Source organism: Prevotella sp. PTAC (assembly GCF_013166535.1).
Taxonomy (GTDB): Bacteria; Bacteroidota; Bacteroidia; order Bacteroidales; family Bacteroidaceae; genus Prevotella.
This window is the reverse complement of sequence record NZ_JABKKK010000005.1, coordinates 207,751-231,291: the sequence shown is the minus strand read 5'-3', so window position 1 is coordinate 231,291 and position 23,541 is coordinate 207,751. Positions and strand designations below refer to the sequence as shown.

At 41.2% G+C, this 23,541-nt stretch carries 17 protein-coding genes and 1 pseudogene; 9 read left to right on the top strand and 9 right to left on the bottom strand.

Features of this window, described 5'->3' with window-relative positions:
* Positions 1–2 precede the first annotated feature (2 nt).
* Entirely contained in the window at positions 3–1,001 is a 999-nt protein-coding gene (locus HPS53_RS05445) for a virulence RhuM family protein (RefSeq protein WP_172204885.1), read from the top strand.
* 281 nt (positions 1,002–1,282) lie between these two features.
* Here HPS53_RS05445 and HPS53_RS05440 read toward each other — a convergent pair.
* The 3 genes and pseudogenes from HPS53_RS05440 to HPS53_RS05430 form a co-directional block, all read right to left on the bottom strand.
* A pseudogene (locus tag HPS53_RS05440) lies at positions 1,283–2,130 on the bottom strand (transposase).
* A gap of 133 nt (positions 2,131–2,263) precedes the next feature.
* On the bottom strand, positions 2,264–2,626 hold the full coding sequence (locus tag HPS53_RS05435; RefSeq protein ID WP_253942821.1) for a transposase family protein: 363 nt from the start codon (positions 2,624–2,626) through the stop codon (positions 2,264–2,266).
* A 238-nt stretch (positions 2,627–2,864) separates the two neighbouring features.
* Complete coding sequence (locus tag HPS53_RS05430) at positions 2,865–5,075, bottom strand: bifunctional (p)ppGpp synthetase/guanosine-3',5'-bis(diphosphate) 3'-pyrophosphohydrolase (RefSeq protein ID WP_104369120.1); 2,211 nt, start codon at positions 5,073–5,075, stop codon at positions 2,865–2,867.
* A 116-nt stretch (positions 5,076–5,191) separates the two neighbouring features.
* Here HPS53_RS05430 and HPS53_RS05425 point away from each other — a divergent pair, with 116 nt between their 5' ends.
* The 5 genes from HPS53_RS05425 to HPS53_RS05405 all read left to right on the top strand — a co-directional run bounded on the left by HPS53_RS05425 (position 5,192) and on the right by HPS53_RS05405 (position 13,019).
* Positions 5,192–6,709 (top strand): DUF4301 family protein, encoded by a 1,518-nt coding sequence (locus HPS53_RS05425; protein WP_104369119.1) that lies wholly within the window; start codon positions 5,192–5,194, stop codon positions 6,707–6,709.
* A gap of 250 nt (positions 6,710–6,959) precedes the next feature.
* A complete protein-coding gene (gene lon / locus HPS53_RS05420) occupies positions 6,960–9,407 on the top strand; it encodes an endopeptidase La (protein ID WP_253942820.1) in 2,448 nt (815 codons plus the stop codon).
* Positions 9,407–10,534: a tRNA guanosine(34) transglycosylase Tgt gene (tgt, locus tag HPS53_RS05415; protein WP_172204879.1), complete on the top strand. Its 1,128-nt coding sequence runs from the start codon at positions 9,407–9,409 to the stop codon at positions 10,532–10,534. The genes lon and tgt overlap by 1 nt, the downstream gene beginning before the upstream one ends.
* A 17-nt stretch (positions 10,535–10,551) precedes the next feature.
* On the top strand, positions 10,552–11,760 hold the full coding sequence (locus HPS53_RS05410; protein WP_104369117.1) for an LptF/LptG family permease: 1,209 nt from the start codon (positions 10,552–10,554) through the stop codon (positions 11,758–11,760).
* Entirely contained in the window at positions 11,760–13,019 is a 1,260-nt protein-coding gene (locus HPS53_RS05405) for a DEAD/DEAH box helicase (RefSeq protein WP_172204877.1), read from the top strand. Before HPS53_RS05410 ends, HPS53_RS05405 begins: the two co-directional genes overlap by 1 nt.
* Before the next feature lie 138 nt (positions 13,020–13,157).
* On the opposite strand, the gene HPS53_RS05400 is transcribed toward HPS53_RS05405, so the two are convergent.
* The 3 genes from HPS53_RS05400 to HPS53_RS05390 are packed head-to-tail and all read right to left on the bottom strand — an operon-like array spanning position 13,158 to position 16,061.
* Positions 13,158–13,778 (bottom strand): trimeric intracellular cation channel family protein, encoded by a 621-nt coding sequence (locus HPS53_RS05400; protein WP_172204875.1) that lies wholly within the window; start codon positions 13,776–13,778, stop codon positions 13,158–13,160.
* Complete coding sequence (locus HPS53_RS05395) at positions 13,775–14,731, bottom strand: D-2-hydroxyacid dehydrogenase (RefSeq protein WP_172204873.1); 957 nt, start codon at positions 14,729–14,731, stop codon at positions 13,775–13,777. The genes HPS53_RS05400 and HPS53_RS05395 overlap by 4 nt, the downstream gene beginning before the upstream one ends.
* A gap of 55 nt (positions 14,732–14,786) precedes the next feature.
* A complete protein-coding gene (locus HPS53_RS05390; protein WP_172204871.1) occupies positions 14,787–16,061 on the bottom strand; it encodes a replication-associated recombination protein A in 1,275 nt (424 codons plus the stop codon).
* Between the two features lie 892 nt (positions 16,062–16,953).
* Here HPS53_RS05390 and HPS53_RS05385 point away from each other — a divergent pair.
* Genes HPS53_RS05385 through HPS53_RS05375 form a run of 3 tightly spaced genes read left to right on the top strand, consistent with a single transcriptional unit; the run spans position 16,954 to position 19,704 of the window.
* The gene (locus tag HPS53_RS05385) at positions 16,954–17,562 is read left to right on the top strand and encodes a thiamine phosphate synthase (RefSeq protein WP_104369112.1); all 609 of its coding nucleotides are present in this window, start codon (positions 16,954–16,956) and stop codon (positions 17,560–17,562) included.
* Between the two features lie 35 nt (positions 17,563–17,597).
* Positions 17,598–18,536 carry a ribose-phosphate pyrophosphokinase gene (locus HPS53_RS05380; protein WP_172204869.1) on the top strand — a complete coding sequence of 313 codons (939 nt, stop codon included), beginning with the start codon at positions 17,598–17,600 and terminating at the stop codon, positions 18,534–18,536.
* A 31-nt stretch (positions 18,537–18,567) separates the two neighbouring features.
* Positions 18,568–19,704 carry a TlpA disulfide reductase family protein gene (locus tag HPS53_RS05375; RefSeq protein WP_104369110.1) on the top strand — a complete coding sequence of 379 codons (1,137 nt, stop codon included), beginning with the start codon at positions 18,568–18,570 and terminating at the stop codon, positions 19,702–19,704.
* Positions 19,705–19,833: 129 nt separating this feature from the next.
* Here HPS53_RS05375 and HPS53_RS05370 read toward each other — a convergent pair whose 3' ends face one another.
* From HPS53_RS05370 to metA, 3 genes are read right to left on the bottom strand one after another with little or no spacing between them, the layout of a single operon-like run.
* Complete coding sequence (locus HPS53_RS05370) at positions 19,834–20,805, bottom strand: beta-carotene 15,15'-monooxygenase (protein WP_104369109.1); 972 nt, start codon at positions 20,803–20,805, stop codon at positions 19,834–19,836.
* On the bottom strand, positions 20,802–22,619 hold the full coding sequence (locus HPS53_RS05365) for a U32 family peptidase (RefSeq protein WP_172204867.1): 1,818 nt from the start codon (positions 22,617–22,619) through the stop codon (positions 20,802–20,804). Before HPS53_RS05365 ends, HPS53_RS05370 begins: the two co-directional genes overlap by 4 nt.
* The gene (gene metA, locus HPS53_RS05360) at positions 22,616–23,533 is read right to left on the bottom strand and encodes a homoserine O-succinyltransferase (RefSeq protein ID WP_172204865.1); all 918 of its coding nucleotides are present in this window, start codon (positions 23,531–23,533) and stop codon (positions 22,616–22,618) included. The genes HPS53_RS05365 and metA overlap by 4 nt, the downstream gene beginning before the upstream one ends.
* Positions 23,534–23,541: the final 8 nt, after the last annotated feature.

Sequence of the window (23,541 nt, the reverse complement as noted above, 5' to 3'; positions counted from 1 at the left end):
CAATGAACGAACAAAACAAAATAATACTTTATCAGGATGACAACGAAATAACTCGTGTATCTGTTCGTTTTGCTGATGAAGATTTGTGGCTGACACAAAATCAGTTGGCAGAAATTTATTGTACTACACAACAAAATATCAGCCAGCATGTGGACAATATATATAAAGATGGAGAGTTGACCACAGAAGCAACCAACAAGAAATTCTTGTTAGTTCGCCAGGAGGGAAATCGTCAGGTAAAACGTAACATTGACCACTATAATCTTGATATGATCATCGCCTTGGGTTATCGTGTGCAGTCTCAGGTAGCAACCCGTTTCCGCCGTTGGGCAACACAACGGCTTCACGAATATATTCAAAAGGGATTTGCTATGGATGACGAACGATTGAAACAAGGTGGCAACCGTTATTTTCGAGAGTTATTACAACGCATTAGGGATATTCGCAGTAGCGAGCGCAACTTCTATCAGCAAATCACCGATATTTATGCTACGGCCATGGATTATGACCCACGTGACGAGATGACAAAGACCTTTTTTGCCACCGTTCAGAACAAGTTGCATTATGCAGTTCACGAGAATACGGCAGCTGAGGTTATTTACAATCGTGTGGACAATGAGAAGCCGTTTGTGGGTATGACAAACTTCAAGGGAAACTATGTGACTAAGGATGATGTAAAGATTGCCAAGAACTATTTGTCTGAGATTGAACTTCAACGTCTGAATCTGCTTGTTTCCGGTTTCCTGGACTTTGCCGAGTTCCAAGCATTGGAAATGAATCCTATGACAATGAAAGATTGGATAGAAGCACTGGACAACCAAATTATAGCACACAAGCGAAAGGTTTTGATTGGCAAGGGAAACATTTCGCATAAACAAGCGATTGAGAAGGCAGAAAAGGAGTTTGCTATCTATCGCAAGCGTGAAATGGAACTACTTGAAAGCGATTTTGATAAGGAAATCAAGAAATTGAAAGATAACAATGGTAAAAGTTCAAACTAATTCACTACCTTTGCCTTTGGAAACCTTCACGCAACCTTGCGCAAAACAACGCAAGTCATTGGTGGAGCAATCGGAGGAGATTACAATTGAGTAGCTTTTAGAAAATAATGATATTCAGCCACTTGAAGAAGGATTACGATTCCTGGTGGCACCACTTAGAAGAGAAGCAAAAGACAGTAAAATCCTGATTTCCAAACGAAATCGGGATTTTTTGTTTCCCGAAGGAACGCAAAAAACGGCAGAATATTGGGTCAGTCCAAAAAACTGTTGGTATGTTAAATTTACCCTGTTAGTTTGCATAATCTAAAAATAAAGAATGGTATATCTCCAACTCCCCTAAACTGTGCTCTGAACGCTTTAATTTTTGCATTGAATGATTCTGCAAACGCATTGGTTTCCCTATTAACGAAATAGTTTAATATTGTTTCATAATAGTTCTGCATGGTATTTGTTACGGTTCTGAAACATCCGTATCCAAGCTTTTCTATTTTATTATACCACAAGGCAAGCTTTCCACGTGCCACATCCTTGTCATAGTGCTTATTATATATATCGGTCAACTCTATAGCCAAGCCGTAAACTGATTTCAGTTCCGGATAATATGCGAATATGATTTCCGCACGTATTATTTGGGATTCAGTCCATTTACTATAATGCTTGACAAGTACATATTTAGCCCTTGCCAGCAGCTGCTTACGGGTATCACCATTGGCATATCGAAACGGAACATACTCTATATATTGCTCTCTGCACCGCTGAATTTCATCGTTCTCCAAATCCCGTGCCATCCAGCGATAAGTAATCCTAAGTTCATCAATTGCCTCATAAAAGAGTTTCTGTACATGAAAACGGTCATTGGTCATAGTGGCGTTGGGAAAAGCAGTCCGGACAATCCGCATCATGGCCGGTGAAAGATCCAAAGTGACCTCTTTGACTCTCTTACGCTTGGAGACATGAATCATTTCAAGCACCTTTATGACTTCTTCAGACTTCGTGCCACGTATCATGGCCACAAGTGTGTACCTCTGCCACCACGTCCCGCACGGTTAGTGACAACGGTATATAATTCTCCACAGCTCAAAGAAGTCTCGTCAATACAAAGGCTGGGACCTATGTTTTGTTTGAACAGGACATATTCTGAGGCATGATCTAACCGGTCCCATTCTCTGTATTGGCTGATAAAGGCCTTGTACTGTGAAGTTAACTGTTTACCGTTTACCCCACAAGCAGCTGCTATGGAGGTTATGCCGGCAGCGGTAGTTTCAATCTTCTTCTTTAAAAAAAGCGACGGACTCGGGAGTGGGTTTCGTTCCTTCGGCCGTAAGATCATCGTAGGTATAGGAAAAAGTTTCCCCGGTAGCTTTGTCATACCGGCGACGACGTCTTACGTGGAGATAAACAGGTTTACCACGCAGAGGAAAGTCCTGAATCACTTTCTCATCGGTAAAACCATGTGAGATCACGGTTCCACTCTTGTAATCTGAACGTTCCATGTGGTGTTTTTCATCAAGCCAGACTTCGATTTTGACAGAGTCGTCATACCAACCGGAGATCTCGAAATACTCCATTAAAACTTCGGGGAAGATGACTCGTAATAACTTATGTAGGTTGCGATTGGAAGGCATTGGGCAAATAATTTTAATTTGAACGCAAAGATGAGTATTAACATAACATACTCACAGGGTTTTCGCACTGCCCCCTTTTCCGCATCCATACTTGCAAAACAGAACAGCATGGCAAAGAAACATAAAATTTCACTGTTCTTTTCATTCTTAATTCAATTAATATTTCAGGCATAGGGACAAGAGCGCCATACACCATAAAGAGAAAGCCGCCTACTTTAGCATAGCCGACATATAAAAACTATATTCGCTCAACAAGTTTCACACCTTTCACGGTACGCAGTTTTCTAATAAGAGCCTCCAACTTAGACGTATCATCAATCATTATAACCAGATTGCCCCTAAACAGACCGTCGTTACTGTCTATGCTGATGCTGCGCAATGTCAGTTTCTCGTCCTTACTGATTATACTTGTAAGATTGTTCACGATGCCTATATCATCATTTCCTATGACACGCAAGGTTATTGAATACTGAGACGCACCCTTGCCACTCCACCTCGCCTTTACGATACGGTAGCCAAAACGCTTGCGTAGCTCTGCGGCGTTAGGACAATCGCAACGATGTATCTTGATACCGCCACTGACAGTGACAAAGCCAAAGACGTCGTCTCCGTATATTGGCTGGCAACACCTGGAAAGCTGATAATCAAGTCCTTTCAGGTTTCTATCGATTACGAGAACATCATCGTTTATCTTGTTTTTCTGTTCAGTCTCATTCTGAAAATTAAACTCCTCGGCACTTCTTGACGGACCGTCAGATACCAGACCCGTATCACGAGCCTGTATTTCAAGATATTTATCTATTATGGTATTGACATCAAGAGAACCGTCGGATATCTGCTTGTAGAAATCACTTACTTCCTTAAACCCGAGTTTCTTAATAAGACGGGCCATCAAAGACTCTTCTATCTCAATCTTACGATTCTTAAATTTGCGCTCTATCATCTCCTTGGCAAACAACCCTTCCTTAACTTGTGTCTCCTTTAACGCAAGACGTATTTTTGACTTTGCCCTTGATGTCTTTACGATATTAAGCCAGTCCTGCTTCGGCTTCTGAGTAGTTGATGTCATTATCTCCACCTGATCTCCACTCTGCAACCTCTCACGCAGTGATACTACCTTATTGTTTATTCGAGCGCCGGTACAGCTATTTCCAATTTTCGAATGGATATGATATGCGAAATCAAGCACGGTAGAACCTTTAGGAAATTTAAACAGATCTCCTCTCGGTGTAAAGACAAACACCTCATCCTCATAAAGATCCATCTTAAACTGATCCATCACCTGCAAGCCATCGCTCGTCTCAAGTATATTACGGATATTTGTCAGCCACTCGTCCAAGCCTGTCTCACCCTTTATACCTTTGTATCTCCAATGGGCTGCCACACCGCGCTCGGCAACCTCATCCATACGTTCGGTACGTATCTGCACCTCCACCCATTTCTGTTCCGGACCGAGCACCGTTATATGCAGACTCTCATATCCATTTGATTTCGGAACGGAAAGCCAGTCACGCAAACGTTTCGGATTGGGCTGATACATATCAGTAACTATCGAATAGGCCTGCCAGCACTGCATTTTCTCTTTCTCAACATCGGTATCTATAATAATACGAATGGCGAAAAGGTCATATATCCCCTCGAAACCGCACTTCTGTTTCTTCATCTTCTGCCAGATAGAATGGATACTCTTGGTACGGCCTTTCATGTGAAATCTTAATCCGGCAAGAGCCAGTTTCTCTTCAATCGGACCAATAAAGCTCTCTATATATTTATCACGCGCAGCTTTCGTGGCACTCAATTTATCTTTTATCATATAATAAGCATCATGTTCAAGATACTTCAATGACAAATCTTCAAGCTCACTCTTCAACTTATACAACCCAAGTTTATGGGCCAACGGAGCATATAAATAAGCCGCTTCTTCCGATACCCTTGATTTGCTTTCCATGTTCTGACAATCCCTTATCTGACGCATAAGATTGACACGAGACGCTATCATAATAAGAATAACCTGCATATCTTCGGCAAACGACAGAAGAAGATTACGGAAATTCTCACTCTCGATAACCGGATTTTTGGAGTACAAATCTGAAATTCGCTGCAAACCATGAAGAATACGTGACACAGCCTCACCAAATTCCCAATTGACTTCTTCTATAGAAACAAATCCACCGGATACACTCGGATGCAACAAGACTGCAAGCACGGCATCACGCTTCAATCCAATCTCATCAACAACAATCTGAGCTGCCTGAAAACTAAAAAGTATCGGATTAAGCCCAAAAGCATCACGCCCCACCTGATTGCATTCAATAGAGTTTATCAAATGTTTACGTACTTTTTCTTCATCACCATCAATAAGAGAAGAACCAATAACTACCTTAATATTTTTATATATATCAAGCGTTTTTTTTAGTTCCTCTGCCGTAAAATCCAATCTTTCAACCATAATTACACCCGTATGTTAATATATTATTGCAAAGATACGATTTTTATCCGATTTATTCGGTTTTTAGATAAAAAGTTACTACATTTGCTGCATTATTACTAATAACACAATAAATTATGTTATCACAAGAAGACCTTAAACAAATTGCCGCCAAAGGCATGACTGCTGAACAAATCGAGACACAGTTAAAACAATTCAAAACGGGATTTCCATTCCTTAAGTTGGAAGCTGCGGCAAGCATCTCACAAGGAATAATCTCACCAAACACCGATGAGCGTTCCGATTTCGAAAAAAAATGGAACAACTACAAAGCCGAAGGTCATAAAATCGTAAAGTTCGTCCCTGCCTCGGGAGCGGCAAGCCGCATGTTTAAAGATATGTTCACTTTCCTTACCTCCGATTATGATACACCGTCAACCGATTTTGAGAAGCATTACTTCAATAATATAGAAAAATTCGCATTCTATGACGCACTTGATGACATCTGTCTCAAAAACGAGAAAAAAGGAATAAAAGAACTTATAAGCGAGAACAACTATAAAGCTGTTGTTTCCAACATGCTTGAAAGTAAAGGACTTAACTATGGCCAACTTCCAAAAGGCATGCTGATTTTCCACAAATATGAGGATGGGGCACGCACTCCCATGGAAGAACATCTTGTAGAAGGTGCTCTATATGCGGCAAGTAATGGAGAAGCAAATGTACATTTCACTGTAAGCAACGAACACATGGAGTTTTTTGAGAAAAAAGTATCTCAACAATCAGACAAATATGCAAAAAAATACAATATTAATTACAATATAACTTTCTCTGAACAGAAATCAAGTACAGACACCATTGCGGCAAATGCGGACAACACTCCGTTCAGAACCACCGACGGACGCCTTCTGTTCCGTCCTGGAGGACACGGAGCTCTGATAGAGAACCTCAACGACATTGACGCAGACGTAATATTCATCAAGAACATCGATAATGTAGTACCGGACAGGTTAAAAGCAGACACAATTGAATACAAGCAAGTCATTGCCGGCATTCTCGTCTCATTGCAGAAAAAGGCATTCGAGCACCTAAACACGCTTGACTCCGGCAAATATAACCACGAAAAACTTGAAGAGATAATACGTTTCGTACAGCAAGAATTATGCTGTAGAAAATCAGACATAAAGCATCTTGAAGATACGGAACTTGTGATTTATCTCAAAGAAAAGCTCAATCGTCCTATGCGTGTATGCGGTGTTGTCAAAAACGTAGGTGAACCCGGTGGAGGTCCATTCCTTACTTACAATCAAGACGGTACCGTAAGCCTCCAAATATTGGAAAGCAGCCAGATTGACAAGAACAATCAAGAATATATGAAAATGTTTACTACTGGAACACATTTCAATCCTGTCGACCTTGTGTGTGCCGTAAAAGACTATAAAGGAAAATCTTTCAACCTACCAGATTTCGTTGACAAGGCGACAGGATTTATCAGCAGTAAGAGCAAGGACGGCAAAGAACTGAAAGCACTTGAACTGCCAGGACTGTGGAACGGTGCTATGAGCGATTGGAATACGATATTCGTAGAAGTACCGCTATCAACATTCAATCCGGTAAAAACAGTTAATGATTTATTACGTGAGCAACACCAATAAATAAAAAACGGTTTTACTAGAACAAACAATACAAACTTACAGTGCTTTGTGCCCGTACATGAATTATTTTTTCAAGTACGGGCACATATAGTATATGTATTTAAATACACTATCCACATTACATGCTTTTGTATAAACCAAACAAGTACTTTACAAGATATTTACACGCTTTCATTTCATTCTTTACCTTTTTTTTCTGTTTTTCCGCTGATATTTAGTAACTTTGCACTTTTGAATTATTAAATAAGTAATGAGTAATAAGCAAAATAACAAGGCATTCTCAATGATTGCCGATATAGAAGGCGATTTCAGCGACCTTTCCAATATAAACATGCCGGAAAGCATGCCCATACTTGCTGTAAGAAATCTTGTGCTTTTCCCTGGTGTGGTTTCTCCTATACTTATCGGTAGGGAATCAAGCATGACGTTGATAAAAAAAGCAGAAGCTTCCGGTACACCCATAGGCATTGTATGCCAAAAAGATCCGGATATAGACGAACCCTCCAAAAATGACCTTTACGAATACGGAGTTTTTGCAAAAGTAGTAAAGATTCTCAGCCTGCCAAATAATAATATCACTGCAATTATACAAGGGTTAGGCAGACTGAAACTAACTTCTATCATACGCAAAAAACCTTATCTTACAGGTAAGGTTGAAGTTGCGCATGAAACTTTTCCTGATAATAACGACAGTGAGTTTACAACCGCAATAGAAGATTTACGTAACACTACTGCCGAATACGTAAAAATCAACGACGATATTCCAGAAGAGGCAACCTTTGCCATCAAGAATGTGAACAACGATGTCATGGCATTGAACTTTATATGTTCCAATATGCTATTCTCGATAAAAGAAAAGATGGAATTATTGGAAATGGACTCCATCAAAGACAGGCTCTTCTATACTTTGAGAATAATAAACAGAGAACTTGCGCTTCAGAGTCTTAAACAGGATATAAGAAATAAGACTCGTGATGACATAGACGAGCAACAGAAAAACTACTTTTTACAACAACAGATAAAGAATATCCAGGCTGAGATAGGTAACGGCGACGGCTCACCGGAAAGAAAAGAGTTACTGGATAAAGCTGCAACAAAACTTTGGAATGAGGATGTCGAGACTATATTCATGAAGGAACTGGACAAACTCGACCAATTAAATCCACAAAGCCCGGAGTACAACATACAACTCACTTATCTCCAGACATTTGTCTCACTTCCTTGGAATGAATATACAGAAGACGACCTAAACATAACAAAAGCACAGAAAGTCCTTGATAAAGACCATTATGGAATGGAGAAAGTAAAGGAAAGAATCCTTGAATACATTGCCGTTTTGAGTCTACGCAGAGACCTGAAATCACCCATCTTGTGCCTCTATGGACCTCCGGGAGTCGGAAAAACCAGTCTCGGAAAAAGTATCGCCGATGCAATGAACAGGAAATATGTGCGTATGTCTCTTGGCGGATTACACGATGAAGCCGAAATAAGAGGTCACAGGCGTACATATATCGGTGCCATGGCCGGAAGAATAATAAAGAACATACAAAAAGCAGGCTCTTCCAATCCGGTTTTCATTCTTGATGAAATTGACAAAGTAACACAAAATACAGTCAATGGAGATCCAGCTTCAGCATTGCTCGAAGTTCTCGATCCTGAACAAAATACAGCTTTTCACGATAATTATCTCGATGTGGACTATGATCTGTCGAAAGTACTCTTCATTGCTACGGCAAATGAACTTAATACAATACCAAGACCATTGCTTGACCGCATGGAAATTATAGAGGTAAGCGGTTATATCACAGAAGAGAAGATCGAGATTGCCAAAAGGCATCTTATTCCAAAAGAAAAAGACAGTACCGGCCTGTTGGATGAAAAAAAATTGGCTTTCAATAAGTCTGCGATTGAAAAAATAATAGAGCAATACACAAGAGAAAGCGGAGTTCGTCAACTTGAAAAGCAAATAAACAAGGCTTTGAGAAAACTCGCTTTCACAAAAGCCAAAGAAGGCTTATTGCCATATAATAAGATTTCTCCTACTGAAATTGAAAGCCTTCTCGGAAAGCCCCCCTACTATCGGGATATTTATCAGGGAAACTCTTATGCGGGAGTCGTAACCGGTTTGGCATGGACAAGTGTGGGCGGAGAGATATTGTTCATAGAGACAAGCATGAGCAAAGGAAAAGGAACCAAGCTTACACTTACCGGAAATCTGGGAGACGTAATGAAAGAGTCGGCTGTACTCGCACTGGAATACGTAAAAGCACATGCTGACAAATTGAATATCGACTACAGGATTTTCGATAATTGGAACATTCACATTCATGTCCCTGAAGGCGCCACTCCCAAGGACGGGCCTTCTGCCGGAATAACCATTGCAACATCTATAGCATCGGCACTTACCCAACGCAAAGTAAGAAAGAATACGGCCATGACAGGTGAAATAACACTGAGAGGAAAAGTATTGCCTGTCGGAGGAATAAAAGAAAAGATATTAGCAGCCAAAAGAGCCGGCATAACGGATATTTTAATGTGTCGCGAAAACAAGAAAGACATAGATGAAATTCCTGATGTCTACCTTAAAGGTATCACTTTCCATTATGTGGAAAATGTCCAAGACGTATGGGACTTTGCCCTCACAGAGGAAACTGTTGACAATCCTTTAATATTTGAAATAGAGGAAGATAAGAAATAATGAAATTCCAATTACTGCATACCGACAGTTCGTCAGACGCACGAACAGGTATTATCACCACTGCACACGGCGTGATAAAAACACCTATCTTCATGCCGGTAGGAACTTGTGGCAGTGTGAAAGGTGTTCATTTCTCAGAGTTGAGAGAGCAAGTCAAAGCCCAAATAATATTAGGCAATACATATCATCTGTATCTGCGTCCCGGACTTGATATTCTTAAAAAGGCGGGAGGTCTTCACCGTTTCGGAGGATGGGACAGACCTATATTAACGGATTCTGGCGGATTTCAAGTCTTTTCGCTCACTGGTATACGAAAACTGCGTGAGGAAGGATGTGAATTCAGATCACACATAGATGGCTCAAAACATATCTTTACTCCGGAAAACGTTATGGATACTGAACGTGCCATCGGTGCTGACATCATAATGGCATTTGATGAATGTCCTCCCGGAAACAGTGATTATCAATATGCGAAAAAGAGCCTGGCACTCACACAACGCTGGCTTGACAGGTGTATAAAACGTTTCAATGAAACCGAGCCTTTGTACGGATATGAGCAAACTTTATTTCCCATAGTTCAAGGATGCACGTTTAAAGATTTGCGTCGTGATGCGGCAAAATACATTGCAGACAAAGATGCTGACGGAAATGCCATCGGAGGTCTGGCTGTTGGCGAACCGACAGAAGTCATGTACGATATGATTGAAGTTGTCAATGAGGTTCTTCCAAAAGAAAAGCCAAGATATTTGATGGGCGTAGGGACCCCACAGAACATTCTCGAAGCTATTGAGCGCGGCGTAGATATGTTCGATTGCGTCATGCCAACACGCAACGGACGAAATGCGATGCTCTTTACATACAACGGAACAATGAACATGCGCAATAAAAAATGGGAAGACGACTTTTCACCTATAGACCAGGATGGATGTGAAACTGACCGTATATATACAAAAGCATATCTTCATCATTTGTTCAAGGCACAGGAACTTCTCGCCATGCAAATAGCCAGCATCCATAATCTTGCTTTCTATATAAGACTCGTTACCGACGCAAGACACCATATCGAACAAGGAGATTTTGTTGCATGGAAGCGTAGTGTCATAGATGATTTAGGCCGAAGAGTTTAATAACTGTTTTTATAGACATGAGATTCTATAATAGTAACCCATTGCATAAGATACTAAAATTCCGGCATTCGACAGACCAATACAACGGATGTTACAGTCATGTCATACACAAACTTGGCATTTTCAATCCATTCAGGTATATCAAACGTCTCGACAGATATATCATAAAAAAGTTCATCGGAACATATATCTATTCAATATTCCTTATCATAAGTATAGCCATTGTATTGGATATTAATGATAATCTGGCCAAGTTCAGCGTATATCACGCACCTTTACGAGCCATAATCTTTGACTACTATGCTAATTTCGTGCCATACTACGCCAACCTGTTCAGTCCGTTGTTCGTTTTCATTGCCGTTATTTTTTTCACATCCAAACTTGCCGGTAACTCAGAGATTATAGCGATGTTGGCATGTGGCATGAGTTTTAAGCGCCTGCTAAGACCATACATGATTTCGGCCGCGATGATATCCGTATTGAATTTTTATCTTGGTTCTTACATCATTCCCAAAGGTACTGTAATACGCCATAACTTCGAATCTCAATATAAGAACAGCAAAAAACAAACGTCAGCCACAAACATACAACTTCAAGTGGGTAAAGGAGTTATTGCATATATAGCTCAATACGACGACAAGACAAAGACCGGATTTGGTTTCTCGCTATACAAATTCGAGAACAAAAAACTTGTAAGTCAAATGACAGCCAATGTGATCAAATACGACACCATATCCGATTCACGCTATCACTGGAAAGCCATCAGCTACAAAATAAGAACATTAAAAGGAATGAAGGAACATATCACATCCGGATTTGAGAAAGACACAACAATAATGATGGAGCCTATGGATCTCGTTTTCAGCAAGGGACAACAAGAAACTTTCACAAGTCCAGAACTCAAACGCTACATATCTAAACAAAAAGACCGCGGCTCCGGTAATGTAGTTCAATATGAGGTAGAGTATCACAAGCGAATAGCCACGTGTTTCGCATCGTTCATTCTCACCATCATAGGACTGAGCCTTAGTGCCAGAAAGCGCAAGGGCGGAATGGGGTTATATCTCGGTATCGGTCTGATTTTGAGTTTTTCTTATATACTTCTGCAAACAGTAAGTTCCACTTTTGCCATCAACGCAAATACCCCACCGGTAATTGCTGCATGGATTCCAAACCTATTATATTTTATAATTGCATATTTTTGTTATAAAAAAGCACCTAATTAATGAAATTTGAAGATACATATTTAAATGACAACATACTGGACGCACTCTATGACATGCGTTTTGAGGATTGTACACCGATACAAGAAAAGTGTATACCTGAAATATTGGATTACAACGATGTCATTGGAGTTGCACAGACAGGAACCGGTAAGACAGCTGCATATTTGCTGCCGATATTAAGCATGCTCGATGATGGCGAATATCCCAAAGACGCCATTAACTGCATTATTATGTCACCGACAAGAGAGCTTGCCCAACAAATAGACCAGGCAATGCAAGGCTTCGGTTATTATCTTGACAGCATAAGCAGCGTTGCCGTATATGGAGGAAACGACGGAAACAGATACGATCAAGAGATGAAAAGTCTGCGGATGGGTGCTGATGTTGTAATAGCTACTCCTGGACGACTGCTCAGCCATATCCGAATGGGACACATAGATTTGAGTAAAGTAAGTTTTTTTGTACTCGATGAGGCTGACCGTATGCTTGATATGGGATTCAGCGATGATATAATGCAAATTGTCGCCAAACTGCCGAAAGAACGACAAACAATCATGTTCTCCGCCACGATGCCGGATAAAATACAGCAACTTGCACGTACTATTCTCAATAATCCTGTTGAGATTAAGATAGCGGTGAGCAAGCCGGCCGAAAAAATAAAACAATCGGCATACGTTTGCTATGACACACAGAAAATTGGAATAATAAAACATCTTTTTGCTACAAACCAATTAAAAAGGGTCATTATTTTCTCCGGTAAGAAAGACAAAGTAAAAGATATTGCCCGCGAACTGCGAAACCTGAAAATAAACTGCTGCCAGATGCACAGCGATCTCACACAGCAAGAACGAGACGAAGTGATGTTCAAATTCAAGGCTGGAATGAAAGACGTACTCGTAGCCACAGATATAGTTTCCAGAGGTATAGACATTGATGACATATTAATGGTGATAAACTACGATGTCCCACACGACTGCGAAGACTACGTTCACCGCATCGGACGAACCGCAAGAGCAGACAGGGACGGAGCGGCAATAACATTCGTGAACGAAAAAGAGATTTATAAGTTCCAGCAGATTGAGGAATTCCTTGAGAAAGTGATTACTAAAAATCCGCTTCCTGAAAATCTCGGTAAAGGTCCGGAGTATAAGGTGGAAAAGAACACTCAGTCAAACAGATGTGGGACAAGACGCCATGGCAGAGGGAACGGAAAGGGAAACGGACGCAGACGTGGCGGGAAAAAGCCCCAAAAGAAATAACCGTAAATCCTACTACCGTTAGAAATATAATCCGCAAATGAACTGACCCCCAAAAGAAGATTTCACTAACATATATAAATCACCCCATGTCTCAAAAGTTCCGCTAACTTTTGAGACATGGGGTGATTTATAACTTTCTCATTTAAGATGCGGCAATGATATATGATATTTCACCGCAATAAAACGTATTGTACATGTTACAATAAAACTTGCCATAACAGTTACCTCGACCGGAAAATCAATTTCTGACAGTCCCCAATACGTTATTCCTCCAAGCAGACATGCCATCGCATAAATCTCTTTTCTGAATATCACCGGTTCATTATTAAGCAACACATCGCGTATCACCCCACCTGCCGATCCTGTTATACATCCCATTATTATCGCCACCCAGAACGGCTGTCCGCATGCCTGGCTTTTCTGTATCCCGGATATTGTAAAAAGAGCCAGTCCCAAAGTGTCAAACACAAACCAAGTATTATTCAACCGTTCCATGTGCTTCGAAAACACAATAACCACACACAGAGCCAATGCCGTACAAACCATATATATCGGATCTGTCATCCAAAAAGGGGTGACACCCAACATCACGTCACGTATCGTGCCACCACCTATTGCCACTGCTATGCCGCACACATAACCGCCGAACCAATCGAAATGCTTGGCTGCCGCATGCCTGATACCCGATATGGCAAAAGCGAACGTTCCGAGAAACTCTATTATATAAGGTACAGCTGAAAGGTTTATCTCTTCGTTCATCCGTTAACTACATTTACTGGTAATCCATCCATAAAAGCTTTTACGTTTCCTGCCGCGACAGTCATCAACCTCATGCGAGCTTCTAATGTTGCCCATGCTATGTGGGGAGTTATAAACGCATTTGGAGCACCAAACAACGGATTATCGGATGACGGAGGCTCTTCGCACATAACATCGGCACCATACGCTGCAAGTTGGCCGCTTACAAGAGCTTCAGCCACATCACGCTCATTAACCAGCCTTCCACGCCCCGTGTTTATCAATATAGCACCGCGCTTCATTTTCATTATCGTATCACTGTTTATCATCTCACATGTCTCCGCCGTAAGCGGACAATGCAAAGTGAGAATATCACTTGTGGACAACAGTCCGTCAAGAGTGGTTTTCTGAATACCGGAAGGCATCGAGCTTGCGTCACGATGAGTGAAAGCGAATACGTCCATACCAAAAATACGGGCTATCTCCGCCACTTTCAAACCAATATTTCCAAGCCCGACAATACCAAGCGTCTTTCCCGACAGCTCAGGTATCTGTGTATCCCAATAACAAAAATCCCTGTTTCCGCTCCACCGTCCCTTTCTATTTTCAGTTGCATAATGACCAATACGGTTCGTTATGTTCAGCAAATGTGCGAATGTCATCTGCGCGACACTGTCTGTACTATACGCCGGGATATTGGTCACTACGATCCCGCGTTTTCCCGCCTCTTCCGTATCCACGACATTATATCCTGTTGCCAAGACACCTATATATTTCAGATCCGGCAAAGCATCCATCACATTTTTATCTATAATCACCTTATTTGTAAGAAGAATTTCCGCTCCGAGAGAACGCGCTATCGTCTCTTCCGATTTTGTACTCGGATATACCGTCAGTTCACCCAAGTCTTCAAACGGTTCCCATGACAAGTCTCCCGGGTTAACGCTATATCCGTCTAATACTACAATCTTCATCTTTTACATGTTTCTTAATACATCTGTTTTTTGTCTTTTCTCTCATTTCATGCTGTCAATCATCAAATCTTTCTCCCCAACATGAACGCATCTTCGCCAAATGCTTCTCCTCCGCAGAGTTATGCTGACCGTGCCAAAGACGCAATGCCGATATCTCGTCAGGCAAATATTGCTGGGCGGCAAAATTACCTGGATAATCATGCGGATAAACATATCCGTCACTATAACCGATGTCTTTCATAAGTCTGGTGGGAGCGTTTCTAAGATGTAGCGGCACAGGCAGGTTGCCGGTCTTGCGCACCACCCCCAAAGCCGAATCGATTCCCAGATAAGCCGAGTTGCTTTTAGGACTTGTGGCCAGATATACCGTAGCTTCGGCCAACGGTATACGTCCTTCCGGCCATCCTATTTTATTCACCGCTTCAAAAGCCGTGTTAGCCAGCAACAAAGCATTAGGGTTGGCCAGTCCTATATCCTCAGCTGCACTGATCACAAGCCGGCGGGCTATAAATTTAGGATCCTCTCCTCCCTCTATCATCCGTGCGAGCCAATAAAGCGCCGCATCCGGATCGCTTCCACGTATGCTCTTTATAAACGCTGATATTATGTCATAGTGCATCTCACCGTCCTTATCGTAGGCAAGCGGATTTTGTTGGAGCCTGTCCACCACCATATCATCCGTTATCACAACATCGCAATCCGATGAAGACTCCACTACTATTTCAAGTATGTTTAACAGTTTGCGGGCATCCCCACCGCTATAACGCAATAGTGCGTCTGTCTCTTTCAACTCAATATTGCGCTCTTTCAACACTATGTCTTTCTTCAAAGCCCTATCAAGAAGTTCGAGCAGATCCTCCTTCTCAAGAGATTTCAAAACATACAACTGGCATCTCGAAAGCAAAGGCCGTATAACCTCAAACGAGGGATTTTCCGTCGTGGCTCCAATCAAAGTGATAGTGCCTTTCTCCACGGCACCAAGCAGAGAATCTTGCTGTGACTTGTTGAAACGGTGTATCTCGTCTATAAACAATATAGGAGACGCTTCATTGAAAAATCGGCCTTTCCCCGCTTTTTCAATGACATCACGCACATCTTTCACTCCACTTGTGACAGCACTTAGTGTGTAGAACGGTGTCTCAAGTTTATTTGCTATTATCTGCGCCAAAGTGGTCTTGCCCACCCCGGGAGGCCCCCAAAGAATAAACGAAGATATGCGCCCTGAATCTATCATTCTGCGCAATACCGCCCCCTCTCCCACTATATGCTTTTGGCCTATATAGTCATCGAGTGTCCCCGGCCTCAATCTTTCTGCTAACGGTTGTGACATAATTAATTGCAAAGTTAACTCAAATCAAAGACTACACCAAAAGAAACAGGTTAATATTTACATACCGGCCTCACAAACGCAACACGAAAAAAATTATTGCCGCTCCATAATATTATATCATAATATATATAGTAATACGGCTTGCACAGACATTAGTTTTTTTGTAACTTTGATTTAAACAAAATCCACCCAAAATCCCCAGACATGATATATCTTTACAAACAATCACAAAAGCCACATGACACCAAACCTGAAAAATGCATGTTTATGCAATCATCACCTACCGTAAAAAATGATAATCATCATAAAAAACACAATCTCTTGCCATTGAATACAAGCCGAACAACACGTTTGTATCATTATTTATCATAAGCACATGCGCACCATGCTGCCACCGGCGTATGACCTATAATAGCCGGTACACCACATGACTGTAATAACACATATCTACAGCCCACATATTACAAGCCTCCCAACGCACTGCTTTGGGAGGCTTTTTGTGTTACAACGGGATACTAAACGCAATGCAACGGGATACTAAACGCAGTGCAACGGGATACTAAACGCAGTGCAACCGGTTACCGAATGCAAAACAAGCATAACGCAAATGTAAAAAGACAAATAACCTATCAAAAAACAAAGTACTTTCTTTTATCATCAAATATACAAACACTTATATAATAAGAAGAAACGCATAAATATACAAACACTAATTTGAAAAATATGTGACATTTAATTTACAAAACAAATATAAAATAATATTGAGAATACTTTGAACCCAAACCGTTTAAAAACAGCAATTCCTATAAAGCCACGCTTTTTTTTAAGTAAAGACTAACGTTAAGTCGAAAAAAATGTGTAAGTTTGCACATCGAAAAGAGTATATCCGGATATGAAACTCATTATCATGACCCAACCCACATTTTTCGTGGAAGAAGACAAGATACTCACATCACTTTTTGATGAGGGTTTGGACAATCTACATTTATATAAACCAAACTCTACACCTATATACTCAGAACGACTTCTGACATTGCTTAACGATGATTATCACTGTAAGATAACCGTTCATGAGCATTTCTACCTGAAAGAGGAATATCGCTTACGGGGCATTCACATCGATGATGCCATAAAACCCGTACCACAAGGATACAAGGGACGAGTATGCCGCACATGCCATTCGATAGAAGAGCTCAAAGACGCTAAAAAGAAATCCGACTATGTTTTTCTTAATAATGTGTTTGACTGCCGGAATGGGGAAAGCATAAAAGGCGCATTCTCAGCAGAAGAACTTAAAGAGGCATCACGCAAAGGACTTATAGATAAAAAAGTTTATGCCCTAGGTGGTATAAACCCGGAAAACTCATATATGGCAAAAGACCTCGGATTTGGAGGCGTAGTAATATGCGAAGACTTATGGAACAAGTTCAACATCCATCACGAACTTGACTACAAGGAACTGATAAACCATTTCGAAAGGCTTCGTAAGATAATCAACTGATTAGCAAATTATTAAAGAATATAACAAACAAAACAATGAGTACAAAAAACTCTTACTTGGTTTTCTCGGGAACAAGCACGAGATATTTGGCAGAAAAAATCTGCCAAAGTTTGGATTGCCCATTGGGGCAGCTTGTCATCACCAAATTTTCAGATGGCGAGTTTTCGGTATCTTATGAGGAATCTATTCGCGGCCGCGATGTATTCCTCGTTCAGAGCACATTCCCCAACTCAGACAATCTGATGGAACTTCTGCTGATGATAGACGCAGCCAAAAGAGCCTCGGCACGCACTATCAATGCAGTAATCCCATATTTCGGATGGGCAAGACAAGACCGCAAGGACAAGCCAAGAGTAAGCATCGGCGCAAAACTCATTGCCGACCTACTCAGCGTCGCCGGAATAGACAGACTGATAACCATGGACCTGCATGCGGACCAAATCCAAGGCTTCTTCGACGTACCAGTCGATCATCTGTATGCCTCAGGTGTAATCATGCCATATCTGCAAAGTCTAAAACTCAAAGACATGGTTATCGCCTCACCGGATGTGGGAGGTTCAAAACGTGCCAACACTTATGCCAAATATTTTGGATGTCCGCTCGTGCTATGCAATAAAACACGTGCACGAGCCAACGTGGTTGAGAGCATGCAGATCATCGGAGATGTCAAAAACAAAAATGTGATTATCATTGACGATATGGTGGACACGGCCGGCACAATAACAAAGGCAGCCGACATAATGAAAGAGGCCGGCGCACTGACCGTGCGCGCTTGTGCATCCCACTGCGTGATGAGCGGGCCGGCCAGTGAGCGCGTACAAAACTCATCATTGGAAGAGATTGTATTCACAGACTCAATACCATACACGAACCGTTGTGCAAAAGTAAAGCAGATTTCCGTTGCGGACATGTTTGCCGAAGCTATCAGAAGAGTTATCCATAATGAAAGCATCAGTAATCTGTATTTAGTATAATACGATAAGTTTTAATAACAAAAATTTATTTATGAGCAAATTTTTCATGACATTCATCGGATTGGTGGCTGCAAGTTGTATGTTTGCAGCCTGCCAGTCTGATACATACCACATAAAAGGAAGCGGTACGGCACTGACCGACGGAGATATCCTGTATCTGATTACAGATGTAGAAAAAGGCATTCCCGGCGATACAATTGTAGTGAAAGACGGAACATTCGAACTGGAAGGGCAAGCAGATTCTGTCATACTCTGTGCCATCCAAGACCAATACCGGCGGAAATTCGTCATTCCTTTTTTCATCGAACCCGGTACAATCAAGATTGAAATATCAAAAGACCGACAGTCCGCCATTTCCGGACAATACTTGTCTGAACGACCGGTCACAAAAGTATCCGGTACCTCTATAAACAATGAATGGCAGAAAGTGGTAGACAGTTCGACCGTACTCGCACAGAAAATAGAACGAATAGGACAGCTTATTTATGAGAACAAATTAGGCAAAGACGAACTTGACGCAAAGGAAAAAGAAATAAAGGCGTTAAGAAACGACTTCAAAAATATTATTGTCGATTATGCAAAAAAGAATATAAAGAATGAGCTCGGATATTTTATTGTCATATATTATGAAGGAGTTCTTGACCCGGTCACACATCTCGAATTGGTAAACCTTCTGCCGGAGAAAGTGAGACAGAGGAGCACAATAAAAATGCTCAGTCAACGACTTGAAAAAGAACAGACCACGGCAATCGGCAAGAAAATAAACGACTTCACGATGAATGACATCAACGGCAAACCCCAAAGCATAATGAGTGAAATAGCAAAACACAAGCTTACCGTTATCGATTTCTGGGCAAGTTGGTGCGGACCATGCCGTCAAGAAATGCCGAACGTCGTCAAACTATATAACGATTATAACTCCAAAGGGCTCGGGATAATAGGTATCTCTCTCGATAAGAAACAGCAAGATTGGGAAAACGCAACCAAAAATCTTGGCATTAAATGGGTTCAGCTCTCTGACTTGGAAGGTTGGAACAACGCTGCCGCAAAAATGATGAACGTCCGCTCCATTCCACAAACTATTATAGTAGACAATAAGGGTACTATAATAGCTAAAGGGCTACGAGGTGCCGAACTTGAATCTTTTGTACAATCAAAATTGAAATAATCGGGGATCCCCAAATAATAAGGGATAATCATCAGGAAAACCCGTAAAATACAACAGTGTTTCCATTAAAGATTATTGTTTAATGGAAACACTGTTTTCTATTTCTCTTCTCTATTATAAATAAATCAATCATTCGTTAACCGCACCACAAAAACCGCATAATCCCTTTTCTGTCATCTCCCTTCCACAATTACCACAATAATATCTTGTACGCGATTTTTTCAAATATTGTGAAACGGCCCAAATAATATATACCACAAGTAACAGATAGCCTACATAATATAATGCGGATATACTGAAAACCACATAATCAACTGCACAAACAGCCATCAGCCCACTGACATATAATAACGCATCTGCAAAAGGAAGTTTACGGAAAACATCGTCGACAGTCGCTATTCCTACAATAACTATAGCCCAAACAGAAGTGACGAATATACCAAGATGAAACGGCAATCCAAACGGATTAAGGGAAGGATGATAATAAAAATGCCGCCAAGATTCATTGCCGAACAACTGGATAGTGGCATAGAAAACAGCCGATGCCGACACGAGCAATGCCAATAACATCGGATAAAATGAATTTATATCGTGAAAATGAACGATATGAGCATGACGCCTCATTATAAGCCGTAATAAATAAATGGCCGTCACGATGACAGCAAAAGCAAGAAAAATAAGCAGATGTGTATCTGAAAAGACATCAATAAACTGTGATATAGGATCATCCGGTTGCACAGCAGGCAACATGGCGACCTCGCGCACCCACCCTTGGGTGGCTTGGTCACGAGCAATCTTCACCCATACAGAATCAATGGTATCAGCAGGCATTATCATTATGTCCGCAACGACAACGCGATCTCCACGAGTAACCGAAGCAGAATCAAAAGGCAATTCATCAGGTGCCTGGCACACCAACCGCAATGTATCGGCTTTAACAAGAAAGTTATAGTTCTGAGAGTAATGATGCGTAGTGAAAAAAGAGACAGAGTCTATCTGTCGCAAATCAGTGGTGCTCCATGCGTCAGGAGTTGGTGTCGATGAATTGTAACAAGAAACCGACAACAACAAAAAACAAATATAAAAAACTATCTTTTTCATTTATATATATTCATCTGACAGTTACGACAATCAAACTCTAAACGAAAACGACGACCATCCGGTAAAGACAGATAAAGCGGTTCGTGCCATTGTGCTTTTTTCCCTCCATTTTTCATACAAAATCCTAACGCATGACGCAGGCAATACCTGCATTGCATTATTGGAACATCTGTATCTCGTTGAAGCTCAAAAGCCTGTTTCAAAGATGTCTTACCTTTCCTTTCATAAAACGTACGTGACCGGCTATTGGATATATTATACATCACGGCATCTGGATACTCAGGCACGGAAGACACCTTTGACTCATCCAAACAATTGCCATTTACCGGAAAAGAACCGCTCATACGTTCCAATTTGTCTATAACGGAGCGCCGCATTTCGGAAAGAATACTTGAAGGAATGAAATAATCAAAATCATCCGGCACAATAATTTCCGAACATTCATAAACTGTATTTCCGAGTTTTGACAGTTGACGAATTATATTCTCTCTCTGAGAAGTTAATGCCGGTTGATGTTCTGCCTTGAGTACAAACGATGCAGCACACAGCCCTTTTATCTCGGCATTCAAGACAAATCCATCTTCGGTGGACGTCAAAAACATTGCAACCGGTATTTTCCTTATCTGACCGGACTTAGACAATAGTCGTTCAAAAACGACATCATTATTACGGTAAAGTTTCATTCCGGCATGGAGATTACAAGGCATTTTCAGGGGGAAAAGCCTGTTACCCTCTACTCTATTGATACGAAAACCTTCAAGTTCATGATTATCATTAATAAAACATATCCCATCACCATTCGCAAAACTTGACACCCCCGCAACATTAAATGAAGTCCCACGTATTTCCTTGACCGTTCCGACAAATTCGCCGATTGATTTCGGAGTGTCCATTGATGCCATATCCGATTGACGGCCATCGGCAAAATATGTTGTAAAACCACGATTAAACGACTTTGAAAGTTCCGGATTAAAACCATGATTACAATGCCCGAGCGATGCCCTGCGATATTTTCCATTATTCCTGCGAACAATATCATCCAGCAAACGACTATATGCCGCCGTGACATTCTTCACATAAGATATGTCTTTCAGTCTGCCTTCTATCTTGAAAGAAGTCGCCCCCGCATCGACAAGTCTTTCAAGATTGGCACTCTGATTCATATCTTTTAATGACAGAAGATGACGATTTCGCTCTATTACTTTGCCTGAAGAATCGGACAAATCGAACTTTAAACGACAAAACTGGGCACACTCACCCCTATTTGCCGAACGATTAAAACAATATTGCGAAGCATAGCACAAGCCACTATAAGCAACACATAAAGCGCCATGAACGAACACTTCAAGCTCAACATCCGGAACCTTATCATGTATTTCCGCTATCTCCGATATGGACAGCTCACGCGCCAGGACGACCCTACGGAAACCAATATCTCTCAGCCACCGTACTTTTTCAGGCGTCCGATTATCCGTTTGCGTACTGGCATGTCTTGCCGCCTTTTTCACCATGCCCATAACCGCCATATCCTGAACAAGCACCGCATCAACACCAACATTCTCCAACTGTTCAATGAGACTACTGGTATCATCTAATTCGTTATCATAAATTATAGTATTTACCGTAACATACACCTTTGCCGCAAAGCGGTGGGCATAACGGCACAACTCGCCTATATCACTTACGGAATTACCAACGGCAGCACGGGCACCAAAACGCTCGGCACCGATATACACTGCATCTGCGCCATGATCTATGGCGGCCTTACCACACTCTAAATCTCTCGCAGGGGCAAGAAGTTCTAACTCTATCACTTTATATTATTTATATCAAACGGTGTCTCCTGATAAACGTAATAGTTTATCCAATTATTATAAAACAAATTGGCATGTGCGCTCCATGTCATAAGCGGCGGATTGGATGGATTGTCATCACGATAATAATTTATCGGCATGTCCACATCGTCGCGCACATACTTATCGCGTTTATACTCGTTATCCAATGTATCGGGAGCATACTCGAAATGGCCCGTTATGAAAAACTCACGACCATTACGCGCCATGACTATACCGACACCACTCTCAGATGATTCCGCTATAAGAGACAACTCGGGGGTAGCTAATATATCACCACGGCGAATTTCGGTATGACGACTGTGAGGCATATTGAAAATATCATCAAATCCCCTGAATATAGGTAACCTTGGATTCATAGCATACTGACTGAATATACCGAATTTCTTTTTCGCAAGCGGATACTTGGGAATTCCATAATGATAATAAAGACCGGCCTGTGCAGCCCAACATATATAAAGCGTAGAAGTGACATGACTTTTGGCCCACTCAAAAATAACTTTAATCTCATCCCAATATGTCACATCTTCATATTCATACGTCTCTACCGGAGCTCCGGTTATTATCATACCATCGAATTTTTCTTTCGACATATCTTCAAAATCACGATAAAACATTAACATGTGCTCTATCGGCGTATTTTTAGGCGTATGACTCTTTAACCTCATGAAACTGATATCCAACTGCAAAGGAGTATTAGATAAAAGACGAACAAGATCTGTCTCTGTCGTTATCTTCAAAGGCATAAGATTGAGGATGACTATTTTCAACGGCCTTATATCCTGAGAAGTGGCACGTGAATCATCCATCACAAAAATATTCTCTCGCTTTAAAAGTTCTATGGCCGGCAGCCTGTCCGGTAATCTTAATGGCATTTTCTTAT